Source organism: Pseudomonas putida NBRC 14164 (assembly GCF_000412675.1).
Lineage (GTDB): Bacteria > Pseudomonadota > Gammaproteobacteria > Pseudomonadales > Pseudomonadaceae > Aquipseudomonas > Aquipseudomonas putida.
The window spans coordinates 5171818-5188351 of sequence record NC_021505.1 but is presented as its reverse complement, the minus strand read 5'-3'; the positions used below and the strand labels follow the sequence as shown (position 1 = coordinate 5188351).

The window sequence follows — 16534 nt, the reverse complement described above, 5'->3', positions numbered from 1 at the left end:
CCGCCTCTTTTTACCCACCACCTGCGTAGTAGCCAAAGCAATGCGCCGTAACCCGTCCCTCCCACATGCCCGCCAGCCTGCCCTCCAGGCCCTGCGTCGTGCCTGGCCGAGCGACACGGTGCTCAAGCGTCGCCGCAGCGTGCTGTTTGCCTTCACCTTCTCGCCACACCTCGCCTGAACTGATCTGCGCTTTTGCGTCGCTCGCCCCCCGGCGTGCGCGCCTGTGTCTGCACGTCTTTCTGGTTTGCAAGGAGTGGTACATGAACATGCGTTTGCTGGCGGGCCTGTTGTTCGCCGTTTCTGTCGTGGGTTTTAGCCTGGGGGCCAGCCTGCCGCTGGTGTCGTTGCGCCTGCATGAGGCCGGCGCCAGTACCCTGGAAATCGGCATCATCTCGGCCATCCCCGCTGCGGGCATGATGCTCTCGGCGTTTCTGGTCGACGCCTGCTGCCGCCACCTCACCCGGCGCACCATCTACCTGCTGAGTTTCAGCCTGTGCACCGTCAGCATCGCCCTGCTCGAACCGGCCTTCGGCTCGATGTGGTTGCTGGCGCTGCTGCGCCTGGGCCTGGGGCTGGGCATGGGTATCGCGATCATCCTCGGCGAGTCGTGGGTCAACGAGCTTTGCCCTGAGCACAATCGCGGCAAGATCATGGCCCTTTATGCCACCAGCTTTACCGGCTTCCAGGTGCTGGGCCCGGCCATGCTCGCGGTGCTGGGGGCCAACAGCCCGTGGATCACCGGAGTGGTCACCGCCTGCTATGGCCTGGCGTTGCTGTGCATCGTGCTGACCGTTCCCAATGACCATGTCGAACATGAAGAGGGCGACAAGAGCTTCGGCCTGGCCGGCTTCTTCCGCGTGGCACCGGCGTTGTGCGTGGCGGTGCTGTTCTTCTCGTTCTTCGATGCCGTGGTGCTGTCGCTGTTGCCGGTGTACGCCACCAGCCATGGCTTTGCCGTAGGCGTGGCGGCGCTGATGGTAACGGTGGTGTTTGCCGGCGACATGCTGTTCCAGCTGCCGTTGGGCTGGCTGGCCGACCGGGTGGAGCGTACCGGGCTGCACCTGGTGTGCGGGCTGGTGGCGATGTCGATTGGCATCGGCCTGCCGTGGCTGCTGAACATGACCTGGCTGCTGTGGCCGCTGCTGGTGGTGCTGGGCGCGGTTGCGGGGGGCATTTATACCCTGGCGTTGGTGCTGATCGGGCAACGTTTCAAAGGCCAGGATCTGGTCACTGCCAATGCCAGTGTGGGGTTGTTGTGGGGCGTTGGTAGCCTGATCGGCCCGCTGGTGAGTGGTGCGGCGATGGATGTGGCCCCGCATGGCCTGCCCATGGCGCTGGCGCTGATGGCCGGGTTGTTCGTGTGTTTTGCCCGGCAATCATACCGACGCGCGGGCCGGATGCGCGCCGTGGCGGAGTGATGTGCTTTTCAGGCTGCGCCAATGCTTACCCAGTAGCGCGTTTTGTAGTCGACACGCACCGGCAGGCTGCGGGTGAGCAACTGCAGGATCTGAGCGGTATCGGCCAACTGATAGGTGCCTGACACCTTCAAGTTCGCCACCTCAGGGGCGCAGCGCAACAGGCCCGGGCGGTAGCGGGCGAGCTCTGCGACAAACTCGCCCAGTGGCATCTGCTGCACGCTGAGCACGCCGTCGGTCCAACCCCAAGGGTCGCTGTGCAGCGCCACCGCGTGGACACTGCCATTGGCCCCAACCTGTACCGTTTCGCCCGAATGCACCTGACGCGGTGAGGCCGACGTGGGAAACAGCGTAACTTCACCACGTCGCACTGCCAGCAGCAGGCCTTGGTTGTTTTCACGCAGCAGCAGCTGGCCGTTGAGGGTGGTCAGCGGGCCGATGCGGGTGTCGATGTAGAACGGGCGGGTATCGTTGGGGTTGCTGTCCAGGCTGACCTCGCCACGTACCAGTTCCAACTGGCGTTGCTCGGCGCTGTAATGCAGGTCGATGGCGCTGGCAGTGTTTAGCAGTATGTGGCTGCCATCGCTGACTTGCCACTGGCGCCGTTCACCCGTGGCGGTGCTGCTGTCGGCCAGCAGTTGCGGCAGGCCCAGAGGTTCGCGCGTGGCCCAGCCCAGGCTGCCGCCCACGGCCAGCAGGCTCAGTAACTTGAGGTGGTCACGGCGGCTGCTGCGCTGGCGCTGGCTGCCGTCCAGGGTGCGCCGGCTCAGGTCCTTGGGCAGCCCGGCCAGTTCGTCGCCGAGTTGGCTGACCCGTTGCCAGGCCAGCGGGTTGTGCGGGTGGCTGGCCAGCCAGTGCTGGAATTGCTGCTCGGTACGCGGGCTGGGGCGGTCGAAGCGCAGCTTCACCAGCCAGTCGATGGCCTGGTCGATCTGCGCCTGCGCCGGCACGCTGTCATGCATCGGCATAACGCAACCGGTAGCAGGCGCCCAAGGCTTTGGCCAGGTCGCGCTCCACGGTGGCCCGGGATACCTCCAGCTGCTGGGCGATCTGAACGATGCTCAAGCCGTCCAGTTGCGCCAGCAGAAACGCCTGGCGAACACGCGGCTTGAGCTGGTGCAGGGCACGGTCGAGGCGGTGCAGGGCATCGAGAATGACCAGGCGGTGTTCTTCGCTCGGTACCTCGGCTTCGGGCAGGTGGGCCAGGCTTTGCTGGTAGGCGTGTTCCAGTGCACGACGGCGGAACTGGTCGATCATCAGGCCACGGGCGATGCTGCTGAGATAGGCGCGTGGCTCTTTCAGTGGTGAAGCCTGGCGGGCCCGCAGCAGCCGCACGAAGGTATCCTGGGCCAGGTCGGCGGCATGCTCGCTGCAACCTACCCGGTTGCGCAACCAGCCGCGCAGCCAGCTATGGTGGGCCTGGTAGAGCAGAGCGACCTCGGTCGGCTTGAGCGTGTCGTTGATCTGCATCGTAGCGAAGGCCTGGCCCTGTGAACTGTGCGATTGTGAATAGTTCTCAATTCTATGCGGGGAATGTGACGCAGGGCAATGGTATGCCAGGAATTAGCCGCGCAAGAAGCGGGGTTTAGCCGATGAACGGCTGAGCTAAGCTGGGCCTGCATTCAACCTGTTGGAGGCGCCATGATTCTGGCCGACCTTTCACCCGAGGCCTACTGCGAGGCCACTCGATATTTGGCAGCGCTCGACCCGGACTGGTCGCGGCACATTGCTGCAACCGGGCCCTGCCTGCACCAGGCCACGCCGGGGCGTGAGCCTTACGAAGCGTTGGTGCGGGCTATTGCCTACCAGCAACTGCATGCCCGGGCTGCCGAAGCGATCCTTGGCCGGTTGCTGGCATTGTTTCCGGAGGTTGCGTTCCCGACGCCACAGCAGTTGCTGACGGTCAGCCCGGAAACCCTGCGCGCCTGTGGGTTCTCGGCAAGCAAGATGGCCACGGTGCAAGGCATTGCCCAGGCACGGCTGGAAGGCCTGGTGCCGACGCGGGAAGAGGCATTGGCCATGGCCGACGAAGCCCTGATCGAACGCCTGGTAGCCTTGCGCGGGGTAGGGCGATGGACGGTGGAGATGCTGCTGATCTATAGCCTGGAGCGTTCGGACATTCTGCCGGTGGACGATTTTGGCGTGCGCGAGGGGTACCGACGGCTGAAGGGGCTGGACAAGGCGCCGACACCTGCGCAGATGCGCTCGCTGGGCGGCGGCTGGCGGCCGTTTCGAACCGTGGCGGCCTGGTACCTGTGGCGGGCCTGAGGTTTTTGCATCGCCTGAACGGGCCCCTTCGCGGGTGAACCCGCTCCCACAGGTACCTCTGCCGGGTTCGAGCCCTGTGCAGTCCCTGTGGGAGCGGGCATGCCCGCGAAGAGGCCAGTACAGGTAACTCACAGGGACTGCCCAATGCTCGAGCCTTGTGCAGTCTCTGTGGGAGCGGGTTTACCCGCGAAAGGGCCGGTACAGGCGACAACTTATCTGGATGCTAACCCATGAATCTCTACATCACCCCCGACCAACGCTGGCAAGCCGTGGAGTCCCGCGACTCCACCGCTACGGGCCACTTCGTCTACGCCGTCCGCACCACCGGCGTCTACTGCCACCCCGGCTGCAAATCACGCATGGCCAAGCGCACCAATGTCGAGTTCTACGACACCCCCGCTGCCGCCGAAGCGGCGGGTTACCGTGCCTGCAAGCGTTGTATCAGCAAGGCCAGCACCACCCGCCACAGCCAACTGGTCACCCGCGCCTGCCGCCTGATCGAAACCATCGACCCTGCGCCCAGCCTCGACCAGCTCAGTGCGCAACTGGCCGTAAGCCCCTTCCACCTGCACCGCCTGTTCAAGGCCGAAACCGGCGTTACCCCCAAGGCCTATGCCATCGCCTTCCGTGCCCGGCGCCTGCGTGAGCACCTGGAAGATGGCCAGCGTTCAGTCACCGACGCCATCTACGATGCCGGCTTCAACTCCAACAGCCGCTTCTACGAAAGCGCCGATCAGCGCCTGGGCATGCGCCCCCGGCAGTACCGTGCCGGCGGCGCAGGGGCCACCATCCACTTTGCCCTCGGCCAGTGTTCGCTGGGGGCCATCCTGGTTGCCCAGAGCGAGAAGGGCATTTGCGCGATTTTGCTGGGCGACGACCCTGAGGGCCTGCTGCACGACCTGCAAGACCAGTTCCCCAAGGCCCGCTTGATCGGTGGCGATAGCGCCTACGAACAGTTGGTCGCCGAAGTGGTGGGCTTTGTCGAAGCCCCGGCGTTGGGCCTGGCGCTGCCGCTGGATGTGCAAGGTACGGCGTTTCAGGAGCGGGTGTGGCAGGCGTTGCGCGAGGTGCCGGCCGGCAGCCGGGTCAGCTACACCGATATTGCCGAGCGTATCGGTGCGCCCAAAGCGGTGCGCGCGGTGGCCATGGCCTGCGCGGCCAACCACATCGCGGTGGCCATCCCCTGCCATCGGGTGGTGCGCCGGGACGGCGACATCAGTGGCTACCGTTGGGGTGTCGAGCGCAAACAGCAACTCCTGAAGCGAGAGACGGCACTCTCCTGATTGCCTGAAGCCGCGTAGAATCCCCCGCCAAATCGAGTTGTAAAGAGGAAACTTCGATGAGGCGTGTGAGCCTTGCCCGTTATTGCCCAGGCCTGATGGCCCTGCTGGCCCTGATGCTGGTTATTGCCAGCCCGGCCTGGTCGGCCCCGGCCACGCCATTGTCCAATCTTGCGGCTGCCGAAGCGCCAGCGCTGGATGAAAACGCCAGCATCGAACAGCTGAGCGACCGGCTGGACCTGATCCGCCAGGGCGTCACCAGTGAGGCCAACGACGACTTGCTGTCCCAGTTGCGCCTTGCGGCGATGCAGGTTCAGCGCCAGGCGGATGCACTGAGTGCACAGCGCACCGCCGACATAGAAAAGCTCGAGGACAAGCTCAAGGTCATCGGCCCGGTGCAGCCGGACGAAGCCGCCACCCTGACCCAGCAGCGCAAAGCGCTGGAGGCCGAGAAAAAAGCGCTGGTAGCCCAGCAGGACCAGGCCACCAAGCTGAATCAGTCGGCCCGCGACCTTTCCACGCAAATCGTCAACCTGCGCCGTAGCCAGTTCAACTCGCAAATCACCAGCCGTGCGGCCTCGCCACTGACCCCGGCGTTCTGGCAGAGCATCATCCGCCCCACCCAGGACGACGTGGCGCGTCTGCGTGACCTGCGCGGCGAGGCGGCCGACGCCATCGGTAGTGCCTTCAGCGCCGAAAACCGCTGGCTGTTCATTACCAGCCTGGTGGCGGCGATTCTGGTCTGGACCTTGGTGCGGCGCGTGCTCGAGCGCCTGCTGGCCAGGGCCATGGTCGGCTGGTTGCCCGAGGGCCGCTTGCGCCGCAGCGCCTTGGCCCTGGGCGTCAGCCTGGCAACCCTGGGTACCATTGCCGGCTCTGTATCGCTGCTGCGCTGGGGGCTGGAGAGCAGCGCCGAGCTGGGCTCGGATATCGCCAGCCTGGTCAACCACATTCTCACCCTGGTGGTGTTCAGCGCCTTCATCACCGGCCTGGGCCGCGCCATGCTGATGCTGCAGCGCCCGTCCTGGCGCCTGCCGCCGATGCATGACGAAGTGGCCAGTGCGCTCGGTTGGTTCCCCAAGGTACTGGCCTTGGCGCTGATGGTGATGATGACCATGGAGCGCATCAACAGCGTCATCGGCGCCAGCCTGGCGTTGACCGTGGCGGTCAATGGCCTCACCGCGCTGGTCGTGGCGTTCATCTTTGCCGGCGCGCTGCTGCGTTATCGCCGAACCCTGCGCAAGCATGACCTGGAGCGCCCCACCGGTCTGGTCGGGCTGATCCCGTTCGTGATGGTCGTCTGGCTGACGCTGATCTTGCTGGCACTGCTTACCGGCTACCTGACGCTCGCCTATTTCCTCACCGCCAAATTGCTGTGGGTCAGCCTGGTGGTCACCTGTGCGTACTTGCTGACCACCTTCTTCGGTGACCTGTGCGAAACCTTGCTGTCGCCACGTCAGCCAGGTGGTTTGGCGCTGGCCTCAACCTTGGGCCTGGCGCCTCGCCACCAGGCGCAGGCCAGCACCATCCTGGCCGGCATCGGCCGTACCATCGTGCTGTTCCTGGCACTGTTGCTGGCGCTGATGCCGTCGGGCACCAGCCCCAGCGAGCTGCTGATGAGCCTGGGTGACTGGGACGGCACCGGCGGCAAGCTGCTTGGCAACCTCAACATCGTGCCGCAGGACATCCTGCTGGCCCTGGCGATTTTCTTCGGTGGCCTGTTCGCCATTCGCGTAGTCAAGCGCTGGCTGAGTGAACGCCTGCTGCCGGAAACCGACATGGACGCCGGCATGCGCGCCTCGCTGGTGACCCTGGTCGGTTACCTGGGCTTCCTGTTCCTGGCCATGCTGGTCATGTCGACCCTGCGCATCAACCTCACCAGCCTCACCTGGGTAGTCAGTGCCCTGTCGGTAGGTATCGGTTTTGGTCTGCAGCAGATCGTGCAGAACTTCATCTCCGGCCTGATCCTGCTCACCGAGCGCCCCGTCAAGGTGGGCGACTGGGTCAGCCTGGCGGGCGTCGAGGGTGATATCCGCCGCATCAATGTGCGTGCCACCGAAATCCAGATGTCCGACCGCTCGACGGTGATCGTGCCCAATTCGCAGTTCATTTCGCAGAACGTGCGCAACGTGACCATGGGCAATGCGCTGGGCGTGGTCGGTATTACCCTGACCCTGCCACTGGAGACCGATGCCAACCGGGTACGCGAGTTGCTGCTGGCGGCGTACCACGAGCATGAGGCGATTCTGGATGCGCCCGCCACTTCGGTGTCGTTCAAGGACCTGACGGCCAGTGGCATGGTGATTGGCGTCAGTGGTTACGTGGCGGGGCCGCGGCAGGTGTCAGGCACCCGTAGCGACCTGCTGTTCACCATTCTTGGTCGCCTGCGTGATGAAGGCATTCCGCTGTCTTCGCCGCAGAGCATGGTGTTGGTGCAAGAGGGTACGCGCCCCGCTGACGAGTCGGTGTAAAGCGGGGGGGCGCATAGCGCCCCCCGAATTCAATGCTGCTTGGCCTGCTTGATCCTCAGCAGAATCACCAATAATACCAGCAGCACCGGCGGCGCCATGGCCAGCAACCCATCCCGCGCCGTCAGCCCCAACCCCAGCACATTAAGCCCGCCATAAAGCAGCTTGAACAAATTCAGCAGGTAGTAGGTGATGGCAATGATCGACAGCCCCTCCACCGCCCGCTGAATTTTCACCTGGGCGTCGGCCCGGGCATTGAGGCTGCTCAGGATCTCGGCGTTCTGTTCTTCCATTTCTACCTGAACACGCGCCTGCAACAGGTCGCCCAGGTTTGCCACGTTCTTCGCCAATTGCTCCAGCCGCTGCTCGGTCGCCGCGCAATAGCGCACAGTCGGCTTGAACCGCCGCTCGATGAACACCCCCAGGCGCTGGCAGTCGCCTACATGGCTTTCCCGCAGCTCGCCCAGGCGTTCGAACACCAGTTGCGCATAGGCCTGGGTGGCGCCGAAGCGGTGGCGGGTTTTTACCGTGTGGCTGACCACCTGGCGTGACAAGTGGGCAATGGCGTCCAGCAGCCCTTTGGAGTCATGGCCGTCCCCCCCGGCACTGCGCTCCGAGAGGCTGACCAACGTCTTGTCGAAAGTGTCCAGTTCTTGGCTCAGGGCCTTGGCCGTGGCCAGGGTCAGCGAGGCCATCATACGGTACGTCTCGATTTCCAGAAGACGGCGGATCATTCGGCCCTGGCGGTAGGCATTGAGGCGGCGGTTGATGAACAGGAAACGGTTGGTGCCATCTTCGGTCAGGCGGAAATCGCTCCACACCACCGCATCGCCCCCGCCAACGCACGAGCCGCACGGGTCTTTGAAACCGTAGCGAGGCAGCTCAAGCCCCTGTTCGTCACGCACCAGCACCTGCACGGCGTTGATCACCTGCGCCGCCTGTGGGGCGATGGCTTCGGCCAGCACGGGAGGCAGGGGCCGCCATTCGGTGTCGGTGGCAGCGCACGGCACCACCAGTGTCAGGGTGAAGAACTCGGTGTGCCGTTCCCACTTGAACGGGTGGCCATCCAGGCGGGTAATGCCTTGGGCGGCAGCGGTGTCCAGGGCCTCCGGGCAGCAGCGTTGCAGCAGCGCTGCACAGGCAGCATCACCGCCGAGCAAGGCCAGGTGGAAGACATGCGCAGGGCCGTCGAAGTAAAGCGACGGGCGGGCGTGCAATTCGTTGTGCAAGGCGGTACGTTGAGGGTGCATGGGTGGTCCGGCCTGGTGTTGTGATTGTTGGGGTACCAGGAGGTGGGACTTTGCAGCGGGCGGGGAAAGTCACGCGGGGCGGAGTTTTGTTCTACCTGTGCCGGCCTCTTCGCGGGTACAGCGCAACTTTCAACGACAGCGCCGTACTGGTGGGAGCTGGCTTGCCTGCGAAAGGGCCGCAAAGCGGCCCCTGATAATTCAGCCCAAACACCGGGTCACATGCTTGACCGATTGGTAGGCGGACAAGCCCCAAGGCCCCAGCTCGCGGCCGATCCCGCTACCCTTGGTACCGCCCCACGAGGTTTCGACGAACACCGCCTGCACCGAGTTGATCCACACATGGCCAACCTCCAGCGCATCGGCCACACGCTCGGCGCGTTGCAAATCGGCAGAGCACACGGTCGCCACCAGCCCGAAGCGGCTGTCATTGGCCTCGGCAATCGCCTGCTCTTCACTGGCAAACCGGCGTGCGCACAGCACCGGGCCAAAGATTTCCTCGGTCCACAGGCGGCTGTGTTTCGGCACATCGGTATACAGCGTAGGGCTGACGAACCAGCCGTCGCGGTCCAACGCCTTGCCACCGGCCAGGCACTGCAAGCCTTCTTCCCGCGCCGTGGCAAAGTAGCCGGCCACCTTCAGCCACTGGGCCTGGCTGGTCAGCGGGCCCATGTCGACCTCTTCGGTCAGCGTGTTGCCAACCCGCAGGTTTTCCAGTGCCGCCTGCAAGCGTGGCAGCAGCGCATCGGCAATACCGTCCTGCACCAGCAACCGCGAGGTGGCCGAACACATCTGCCCCGCGTTCCAGCTGATACCGGCGACAATCCACTCGACCGCCTGATCGACATCGCAATCGTCAAACACCACGATGGCCGACTTGCCGCCCAGCTCCAGCGTCACCGGCCGGCACTGTGCCGACGCGCTGCGCATTACCTGGCTGCCGACGCTGTTGCTGCCGGTGAACGACAGTTTGTCCAGGCCGTTGTGGTTGCTCAGTGCGGCGCCGGTCTCGGCCTTGCCGTTGACGATGTTCAGCACCCCGGCCGGCAGGCCCAGGGCGTCGGCGATCTGGCCGTAGGCCTGTTCGATCAGCGGGGTGACTTCCGATGGCTTGAGCACCACGGTGCAGCCGGCAGCCAGCGCCGGGGCTAGCTTCCAGGCGCTGGTCACCAGCGGGAAGTTCCACGGCACGATCAGGCCGACCACACCCACCGGCTCAAGGCGAGTGCGCGCGGTGAAGCCAGGGGCGGCCAGTGGCACGTCGCGATTCTTGGCAGGCAGTTGCTCGGCCAGCTCGGCGTAGTAGCCGAAGGTGGCGATGGCGTCGTCCAGGTCGATCTCGGCTTCGTGGCGCGGCTTGCCGTTGTTGCGCATTTGCAAGGTGATCAACGCTTCGCGGCGGTGCCCGAGCTGTTCGGCAAAGCCGCGCAGGTAGGCCGCGCGTTCGCTGGCGCTGGTGGTTTTCCAGGCGGGCAGAGCGCTGCGGGCAGCGGTTACGGCCTGGTCGACCTGGGCCACGCTGGCAGCCATGAACTCGGCGAACGGTTGCCCCAGCGCAGGGTCGTTGACGCTGATGCAGTCGCTGCCTTGGCCTTCGACCCAGCGGCCGGCGATGTAGTGGGAATTGGTCATGGTCGGTTTCCAGTCAGGCCATTTCGGCAGTGGTCACAGGCGTGTGCGCGGTGCTTTTGCAACGCACCCAACGCGGGCCCCGGGGGCCATACACGCCAGCAGGTTCAGGGAACAGGTTGAGCAGCAGCAGGTACATCACGCCAGCCAGCCCCAGGGTGACCGGCAGGCTCAGGTCGATGCCGCCAGCCAGGTCGCCCAGCGGGCCGACGAATTGCCCCGGCAGGTTGACGAAGCACAGGCCGACCGCCGCGCTGGGGAGCCACGCCCCCATGCCGCGCCAGTTCCAGCCATGCAGGAACCAGTAATGGCCGCCACGCTGGCCGCGGGTGAATACCTGCAGGTCATCGGCGTGGTAGAAGCCGCGGCGAGTGATCAGGCCGAGGATCATGATCACCATCCACGGGCTGGTGCAGGTGATGATGAGTACCGCAAAGGTCGACACGCTCTGCACCAGGTTGAAGGTGAAACGGCCGATGAAAATGAAGCCGATCGCCAGCACGCCGATCAGCAGCGTGGCGCCGGCGCGGCTGAGCAGGCGCGGGAACACGCTGGACATGTCCAGGCCGGTGCCATACAGCGCAGTGGTGCCGGTGGACATGCCGCCGATCACCGCAATCAGGCACACCGGCAGGAAGAACCAGCTTGGCGCCACCGCCAGCAGGCCACCCACATAGTTGTTGGCGGCGATGTAGTCCGGTGCCTGGGTCGCGACCAAGGTGGCGGTGCAAAGGCCGAACAGGAACGGAATCAGCGTTGCGCCCTGGGCGGCAATCACCGCCAGCATGATGCGCGTCTTGGGTGTTGCTCGCGGGATATAGCGCGACCAGTCGCCCAGGAAGGCGCCGAACGACACCGGGTTGCTCATGGCCAGGATCGCTGCGCCGACGAACGCCGCCCAGAAGCCCGCCTGGCCGTGGTTGACGCTACCTGCGTAGCTGGCGTCGAACGGCCCGGCAAAGGCAACGATGCCCAGCAGGAACAGCAGGCTTGAAGCCCACACGGCAATCTTGTTGACCCACAGCATGAAGCGAAAGCCGAAGATGCACACCACCAGTACCAGCACCGCGAACAGGCCGTAGGCCAGGCCCAGGGTGAGGTCGGTTTCCGGCAGGCCGGCCAGGCGCTTGGCGCCGCCGACCAGGGCATCGCCCGAGCTCCACACCGACAGCGAGAAGAACGCCACCGCCGTGAGCAGCGACAGGAACGAGCCGACGATACGCCCGTGCACGCCAAAGTGTGCGCCCGACGACACGGCGTTGTTGGTGCCGTTAAGCGCACCAAACAACCCCATTGGCGCAAGAATCAGCGCGCCCACGCCAACGCCGAGCAGAATGGCCCACACACCCGCCTGGAACGACAGCCCGAACAGCACGGGGAAGCTGCCCAGCACGGCGGTGGCGAAGGTATTGGCGCCGCCGAAAATCAGGCGGAACAGGTCCAGCGGGGAGGCGTCGCGTTGATCGTCGGGGATCTGTTCGACACCGTTGGTCTCGATACCGGTCGAGTGGCTCATGGTGATGCTCCAGCGCGGTTGTTGTGGGCCTGCGCGTGCGCGGGCCTTCTTGTGGGTGCGATGGCAGGGCGGCAGGGCCGCGTAAAAAGGTGATCAGGCCGGCGAGACGACCGACAGGTGCTCATGGCAGGCCAGCCACTGGTCACCCTGGTGGCGGAAGACGATGGTCTCGCGTTCGCTCAACTGGTGTTCCTCGCCGGCGATGCGGATATGCGTGGCCACATCGTGCATGAAGATCGCCACGTCACCTTGCAGGCTCACGTGGGCATTGCCCGACTCGCAGGCAAGCACGGCAAAACCTTCGGCCTGCCACTGCGCCCAGAGGTCTTCGTAGGCACGGCGCGACAGCAGCGGTTGCGGCAAGGTGTGGAAGAGGAACGTGGCGTCTTCGCTGAAACAGGCGAAATAGCGGGCGGTGTCGTTGCTGGCGAACGCGGCAACGAGGTTGGCGGCGGCTTGGCGCACCTGAAGGGTCTGGTCCACGGGAGTGGCCTCACGGTTTTTGTGATTATGGTGAAGCGATTCTGGTGATGGTTGGCGAGGGAACAAATCGCTGGAGGCAAATAATCAGTTCAGGAATTTGTGAAGTGATGTCAGGGCGCAGATGCTATACGGCCTGCACTCTGTGAAAGCGGGCTTGCGCGGTGCCCAAGCAAGGCACAGTACCTTGTGGGAGCTGGCTTGCCGGCGATGAGGCCGGTACAGGCAGCAACAAGCGAACCGACTGACGGTCTGTCCCACCCTTGATCCTTGCCTACGCTGATACTCCCAACCCGCTGAAGCAAGGAGTTCACCGTGGCCTTCCAATACAAGCGTCTGGACAAGAACAACGTCGCCGTGCTGCTGGTCGATCACCAGACCGGCCTGCTCTCGCTGGTAAGGGACATCGACCCCGACCGCTTCAAGAACAACGTGCTGGCCCTGTCCGACCTGGCCAAGTATTTCAAGCTGCCAACCATCCTCACCACCAGCTTCGAGACCGGCCCCAACGGCCCGCTGGTGCCGGAGCTGAAAGAGCAGTTCCCTGACGCCCCCTACATCGCACGCCCCGGCAACATCAACGCCTGGGACAACGAAGATTTCGTCAAAGCGGTAAAAGCCACTGGCAAGAAGCAGCTGCTGATTGCTGGTGTGGTCACCGAGGTGTGCGTGGCGTTCCCGGCCTTGTCGGCGCTGGAGGAGGGCTTTGAGGTGTTCGTCGTCACTGACGCCTCCGGCACCTTCAACGAACTGACCCGTGATTCGGCCTGGCGGCGCATGGAGGCGGCCGGGGCGCAGTTGATGACCTGGTTTGGCGTGGCATGCGAGCTGCACCGCGACTGGCGCAATGACATCGAAGGGTTGGGGACGCTGTTCTCCAACCATATCCCGGACTATCGCAACCTGATGACCAGTTACAACAAGCTGGCCAAATAGCGCCTCGTGGGGGCTGCAAGGCAGCCCTTCACCAATCTGCAAGCGAAGCGGCAAACCGTCATGGATCGACCATACTGACTCTTCATTCGCCTTCAGGAGAGTGTCATGTCGAAGCCGTCCAGGAAGAAACCCACCCAGGAACAGCCAGAAAAACTGGGCGGCAAGGCGTACGAGAAAGCGCTCAAGCACCTGCATGTGGAGCTGGTGAAGTTGCAGGAGTGGGTGGTGGCCAAGGGGCTGAAGGTATGCATCGTCTTCGAAGGCCGCGATGGCGCCGGCAAGGGCGGCACCATCAAGGCCATTACCGAGCGCGTCAGCCCTCGAGTGTTTCGCGTGGTGGCGCTGCCGGCACCGACCGAGCGGGAAAAAACCCAGATGTACCTGCAGCGCTACCTGGGGCATTTGCCCGCAGCGGGCGAGGTGGTGATCTTCGATCGCAGCTGGTACAACCGTGCGGGCGTCGAGCGGGTAATGGGCTTTTGCTCCGACGAACTCGTCGACAAGTTCCTCACCGGTGTGCCTGTGTTCGAAAAGGTCATGGTCGAGTCGGGGATCATCCTCATCAAGTACTGGCTCGAGGTCAGCGCCGAGGAGCAGACCCTGCGCCTGCAGGATCGCATCAACGATGGCCGCAAGCTGTGGAAGCTTTCGCCCATGGACCTCAAGTCGTATACCCGCTGGGATGACTACACCCAGGCGCGTGACGACATGTTCGCCGCGTCGGATACCGCCTGGGCGCCGTGGTTCATGGCCCATTCCAACGATAAACGCCGCGCCCGCCTGAACATCATCAGCCATCTGCTCAGCCGGATTCCGTACAAGGACATCACCCGTGACCAGGTGGTGAAGCTGCCCAAGCGCGGCAAGATCGGCAAGTACAAGGCTGTGGCCTACCCGTTCAAGGTCGTCGAAGAACGCTTCTGAACCCCTCCCTGCGGGGAGCTGCGAGGGTAAGAGCTCATGCCACATGACGGCAGCCTGTTGCAGGCGACGGTGGTGTTCCTTCTGGCCGTGGTGCTTCTGGTGCCACTGGCGCAGCGTTTGCGGATGGGCGCTGTGCCTGGGTATCTGCTGGCCGGCATGCTCATCGGCCCCTCGGTGCTCGGCCTGCTGAACAACCCCGATAACGTGGCGCGTCTGTCAGAGATGGGCGTGGTGATGCTGCTGTTCGTCATTGGCCTGGAGCTATCGCCCCGGCGCTTGTGGACCATGCGCCGGGCGCTGTTCGGTGTGGGTACGCTGCAAGTGGGGCTGAGCGCCGTGGTGCTTGGGCTACTGGCCTATTGGCTGTTCGACCAGTCGCGTCCGGCCGCCATCGTGCTGGGCGTGGGCCTGGCGCTGTCTTCCACCGCGTTTGGCCTGCAGGTACTGGCCGAGCGCAAGGACCTGGGCAAACCGCACGGCCGCCTGGCTGTGGCCATCCTGTTGTTCCAGGACATCGCAGCCATTCCTTTGATTGCCGTGGTGCCGCTGCTCGGTGGCAATGTCAGCACTGCCGACGAAGGGGCCTGGCCGTTGCTGGCTGTGGCTGTGGGCATTGGGGTTCTGATTATCTTTGGTCGCTATCTGTTGACCCCGGTTTTCAAGTGGACCGTGGGTTCGGGCTTGCCCGAGCTGTCGACCGCCACGGCCTTGCTGGTGGTGCTGGGCACTGCTTGGTTGATGGAGCACGTGGGCGTATCGATGGCGCTAGGGGCATTTCTGGCCGGCGTGCTGATGGCCGAGTCGCCGTTTCGCCACGAACTGGAAACCCAGATCGAACCCATCAAAGGCTTGCTGCTGGGGCTGTTCTTCGTGGGCGTGGGGATGAGCGCCGACTTGCACCTGCTGTTGGGCATGCCGCTGGCGGTGTTGGGGCTGACGCTGCTGCTGGTGGGTATCAAGCTGCCGTTGCTGTATGGCCTGGGGCGCATGGCCGGAGGCCTCAACCCGTCCCAGGCGCTGTGCCTGGGCGTGGTGCTGGCCTCTGGGGGCGAGTTTGCCTTCGTGGTGTTCAAGCTGGCGCGGGACCATCAGGTGTTGTCACCACAAGTGCATGACTTGCTGGTACTGGCCATCACCCTGTCGATGGCCGTGGTGCCGTTGGTGATGATGGCCCTGGCGCGACGGCTGCAAGACGTACCACCTGCGCAGGCAGCCCCGGAAACGGAGCACTGAATCGAGACACACGGCGAACAGAACGTTCGGAGGTGCAGCATGCAACCGGGTATCAAGCTTGACAGTGCGCTGTCGCGGGGCCTGCTCGATGTGTTGATCAAGGCGGGTCTGGTGGCCGGCCTGGTGATATTCGCCTTCCAGGTGTTCCAGCCGTTCCTCGAGCTGATGCTGTGGGCGGTGATCCTGGCGGTTACCTTGTACCCGTTGCATTGCCGCCTTCAGCGCCGTACCGGGCTCAAGCATGGCTATGCCGCGACGCTGGTGGTGTTACTGGTATTGGTGGTGCTGCTGGTGCCGATCTATCTGGTGGTAATGTCCATCGGCGAGTCGGTGGACAGCCTGGTGACGTTGCTCAAGAGCGGGGCGTGGAGCGTGCCGACGCCACCTGAGTCTGTGGCCGCCTGGCCACTGATCGGGCCGAAGGTGTATGCGCTATGGTTGGCGGCCTCCGAAAACATGGCCAGCGTACTGAATCAGTGGATGCCGCAAATCAAGGGTGCCGGGCTTACGGTATTAGGCGCTGCGGCCAGCGCCGGTGCGGCCTTTTTTCTGTTCATCGGTGCCATAATCATTTCCGGAGTCATCATGGCCTTCGGTGACCGCGGCGAAGTCGCCGCGCAGCGTATTGCCATGCGGGTATCGGGCGAAGAGCGCGGCAAACCCTTGGCCAAGTTGTGTACCGCCACCATTCGCGCGGTGGCGCAGGGCGTGATCGGCATCGCCTTCATCCAGATGCTGCTGATCGGCGTTGGCTTTGTGGTCAAAGGGGTGCCCGGGGCCGGCATGCTGGCCATCGTCATCCTCATGCTGGGGATTGCCCAGGCGCCCGCTACCCTGGTCACGGTGCCGGTGATCATCTACGTGTTCAACGTCGAAGGCTTCACGGTGGCGACCATCATCTTCGCCATCTACACCTTTGTCGCCGGGCTGGCCGACAACGTGCTCAAGCCGCTGCTGCTGGGGCGCGGTGTGGACGTACCGATGCCGGTGGTGCTGATCGGGGCACTGGGCGGCATGGTGGTCAAAGGCATCATCGGCTTGTTCATCGGCCCGGTGATCCTTGGCGTAACCTACGTGTTGTTCTGGCAATGGGTTGCGCTGCAGGTGCCGGAGCAACCGGCACCACCCGCTGCCTGAG

At 64.3% G+C, this 16534-nt stretch carries 15 protein-coding genes; 9 read left to right on the top strand and 6 right to left on the bottom strand.

Going from position 1 to position 16534, the window contains the following annotated elements; all coding sequences use genetic code 11:
- Window positions 1-40 precede the first annotated feature (40 nt).
- Together PP4_RS29405 and PP4_RS23020 are read left to right on the top strand one after the other, a co-directional pair.
- Window positions 41-178 (top strand): hypothetical protein, encoded by a 138-nt coding sequence (locus PP4_RS29405; protein WP_016484845.1) that lies wholly within the window; start codon window positions 41-43, stop codon window positions 176-178.
- 82 nt (window positions 179-260) lie between these two features.
- Window positions 261-1418 carry an MFS transporter gene (locus PP4_RS23020; RefSeq protein WP_016501530.1) on the top strand — a complete coding sequence of 386 codons (1158 nt, stop codon included), beginning with the start codon at window positions 261-263 and terminating at the stop codon, window positions 1416-1418.
- Between the two features lie 8 nt (window positions 1419-1426).
- Here the strand turns inward: PP4_RS23020 and PP4_RS23015 are convergent, their stop codons facing one another.
- Together PP4_RS23015 and PP4_RS23010 are read right to left on the bottom strand one after the other, a co-directional pair.
- Window positions 1427-2383: a FecR domain-containing protein gene (locus tag PP4_RS23015; RefSeq protein ID WP_041167869.1), complete on the bottom strand. Its 957-nt coding sequence runs from the start codon at window positions 2381-2383 to the stop codon at window positions 1427-1429.
- Window positions 2370-2885, bottom strand: coding sequence for a sigma-70 family RNA polymerase sigma factor (locus PP4_RS23010; RefSeq protein ID WP_016501528.1), 516 nt, complete (start codon window positions 2883-2885; stop codon window positions 2370-2372). The genes PP4_RS23015 and PP4_RS23010 overlap by 14 nt, the downstream gene beginning before the upstream one ends.
- A 171-nt stretch (window positions 2886-3056) precedes the next feature.
- Between PP4_RS23010 and PP4_RS23005 the strand changes: the two genes are divergently transcribed.
- From PP4_RS23005 to PP4_RS22995, 3 genes are all read left to right on the top strand, one after another.
- A complete protein-coding gene (locus PP4_RS23005; protein ID WP_016501527.1) occupies window positions 3057-3683 on the top strand; it encodes a DNA-3-methyladenine glycosylase family protein in 627 nt (208 codons plus the stop codon).
- Between the two features lie 230 nt (window positions 3684-3913).
- On the top strand, window positions 3914-4966 hold the full coding sequence (ada, locus tag PP4_RS23000) for a bifunctional DNA-binding transcriptional regulator/O6-methylguanine-DNA methyltransferase Ada (RefSeq protein ID WP_016501526.1): 1053 nt from the start codon (window positions 3914-3916) through the stop codon (window positions 4964-4966).
- A 56-nt stretch (window positions 4967-5022) separates the two neighbouring features.
- Window positions 5023-7434 carry a DUF3772 domain-containing protein gene (locus tag PP4_RS22995; RefSeq protein ID WP_016501525.1) on the top strand — a complete coding sequence of 804 codons (2412 nt, stop codon included), beginning with the start codon at window positions 5023-5025 and terminating at the stop codon, window positions 7432-7434.
- Between the two features lie 29 nt (window positions 7435-7463).
- Here PP4_RS22995 and PP4_RS22990 read toward each other — a convergent pair whose 3' ends face one another.
- The 4 genes from PP4_RS22990 to PP4_RS22975 form a co-directional block, all read right to left on the bottom strand.
- The gene (locus tag PP4_RS22990) at window positions 7464-8681 is read right to left on the bottom strand and encodes a DUF3422 domain-containing protein (protein WP_016501524.1); all 1218 of its coding nucleotides are present in this window, start codon (window positions 8679-8681) and stop codon (window positions 7464-7466) included.
- Between the two features lie 198 nt (window positions 8682-8879).
- Window positions 8880-10310, bottom strand: a complete 1431-nt coding sequence (locus PP4_RS22985) for an aldehyde dehydrogenase family protein (protein ID WP_016501523.1) — start codon at window positions 10308-10310, stop codon at window positions 8880-8882.
- Window positions 10311-10323: 13 nt separating this feature from the next.
- Window positions 10324-11823 (bottom strand): purine-cytosine permease family protein, encoded by a 1500-nt coding sequence (locus PP4_RS22980; protein ID WP_016501522.1) that lies wholly within the window; start codon window positions 11821-11823, stop codon window positions 10324-10326.
- Between the two features lie 93 nt (window positions 11824-11916).
- On the bottom strand, window positions 11917-12306 hold the full coding sequence (locus PP4_RS22975; protein WP_016501521.1) for a YybH family protein: 390 nt from the start codon (window positions 12304-12306) through the stop codon (window positions 11917-11919).
- 312 nt (window positions 12307-12618) lie between these two features.
- Between PP4_RS22975 and ycaC the strand changes: the two genes are divergently transcribed.
- From ycaC to PP4_RS22955, 4 genes are all read left to right on the top strand, one after another.
- A complete protein-coding gene (ycaC, locus tag PP4_RS22970) occupies window positions 12619-13239 on the top strand; it encodes an isochorismate family cysteine hydrolase YcaC (RefSeq protein ID WP_016501520.1) in 621 nt (206 codons plus the stop codon).
- A gap of 105 nt (window positions 13240-13344) precedes the next feature.
- Complete coding sequence (gene ppk2, locus PP4_RS22965) at window positions 13345-14163, top strand: polyphosphate kinase 2 (protein WP_016501519.1); 819 nt, start codon at window positions 13345-13347, stop codon at window positions 14161-14163.
- A 36-nt stretch (window positions 14164-14199) separates the two neighbouring features.
- Window positions 14200-15396 (top strand): monovalent cation:proton antiporter-2 (CPA2) family protein, encoded by a 1197-nt coding sequence (locus PP4_RS22960; protein ID WP_016501518.1) that lies wholly within the window; start codon window positions 14200-14202, stop codon window positions 15394-15396.
- Window positions 15397-15435: 39 nt separating this feature from the next.
- A complete protein-coding gene (locus PP4_RS22955; protein ID WP_016501517.1) occupies window positions 15436-16533 on the top strand; it encodes an AI-2E family transporter in 1098 nt (365 codons plus the stop codon).
- Window position 16534 lies beyond the last annotated feature (1 nt).

Coding starts and splice junctions, on each gene's coding strand:
- PP4_RS29405 (WP_016484845.1), top strand. CDS start 41: ATGCGCCGTAACCCGTCCCTCCCACATGCCCGCCAGCCTGCCCTCCAG.
- PP4_RS23020 (WP_016501530.1), top strand. CDS start 261: ATGAACATGCGTTTGCTGGCGGGCCTGTTGTTCGCCGTTTCTGTCGTG.
- PP4_RS23015 (WP_041167869.1), bottom strand. CDS start 2,383: ATGCCGATGCATGACAGCGTGCCGGCGCAGGCGCAGATCGACCAGGCC.
- PP4_RS23010 (WP_016501528.1), bottom strand. CDS start 2,885: ATGCAGATCAACGACACGCTCAAGCCGACCGAGGTCGCTCTGCTCTAC.
- PP4_RS23005 (WP_016501527.1), top strand. CDS start 3,057: ATGATTCTGGCCGACCTTTCACCCGAGGCCTACTGCGAGGCCACTCGA.
- ada (WP_016501526.1), top strand. CDS start 3,914: ATGAATCTCTACATCACCCCCGACCAACGCTGGCAAGCCGTGGAGTCC.
- PP4_RS22995 (WP_016501525.1), top strand. CDS start 5,023: ATGAGGCGTGTGAGCCTTGCCCGTTATTGCCCAGGCCTGATGGCCCTG.
- PP4_RS22990 (WP_016501524.1), bottom strand. CDS start 8,681: ATGCACCCTCAACGTACCGCCTTGCACAACGAATTGCACGCCCGCCCG.
- PP4_RS22985 (WP_016501523.1), bottom strand. CDS start 10,310: ATGACCAATTCCCACTACATCGCCGGCCGCTGGGTCGAAGGCCAAGGC.
- PP4_RS22980 (WP_016501522.1), bottom strand. CDS start 11,823: ATGAGCCACTCGACCGGTATCGAGACCAACGGTGTCGAACAGATCCCC.
- ppk2 (WP_016501519.1), top strand. CDS start 13,345: ATGTCGAAGCCGTCCAGGAAGAAACCCACCCAGGAACAGCCAGAAAAA.
- PP4_RS22960 (WP_016501518.1), top strand. CDS start 14,200: ATGCCACATGACGGCAGCCTGTTGCAGGCGACGGTGGTGTTCCTTCTG.
- PP4_RS22955 (WP_016501517.1), top strand. CDS start 15,436: ATGCAACCGGGTATCAAGCTTGACAGTGCGCTGTCGCGGGGCCTGCTC.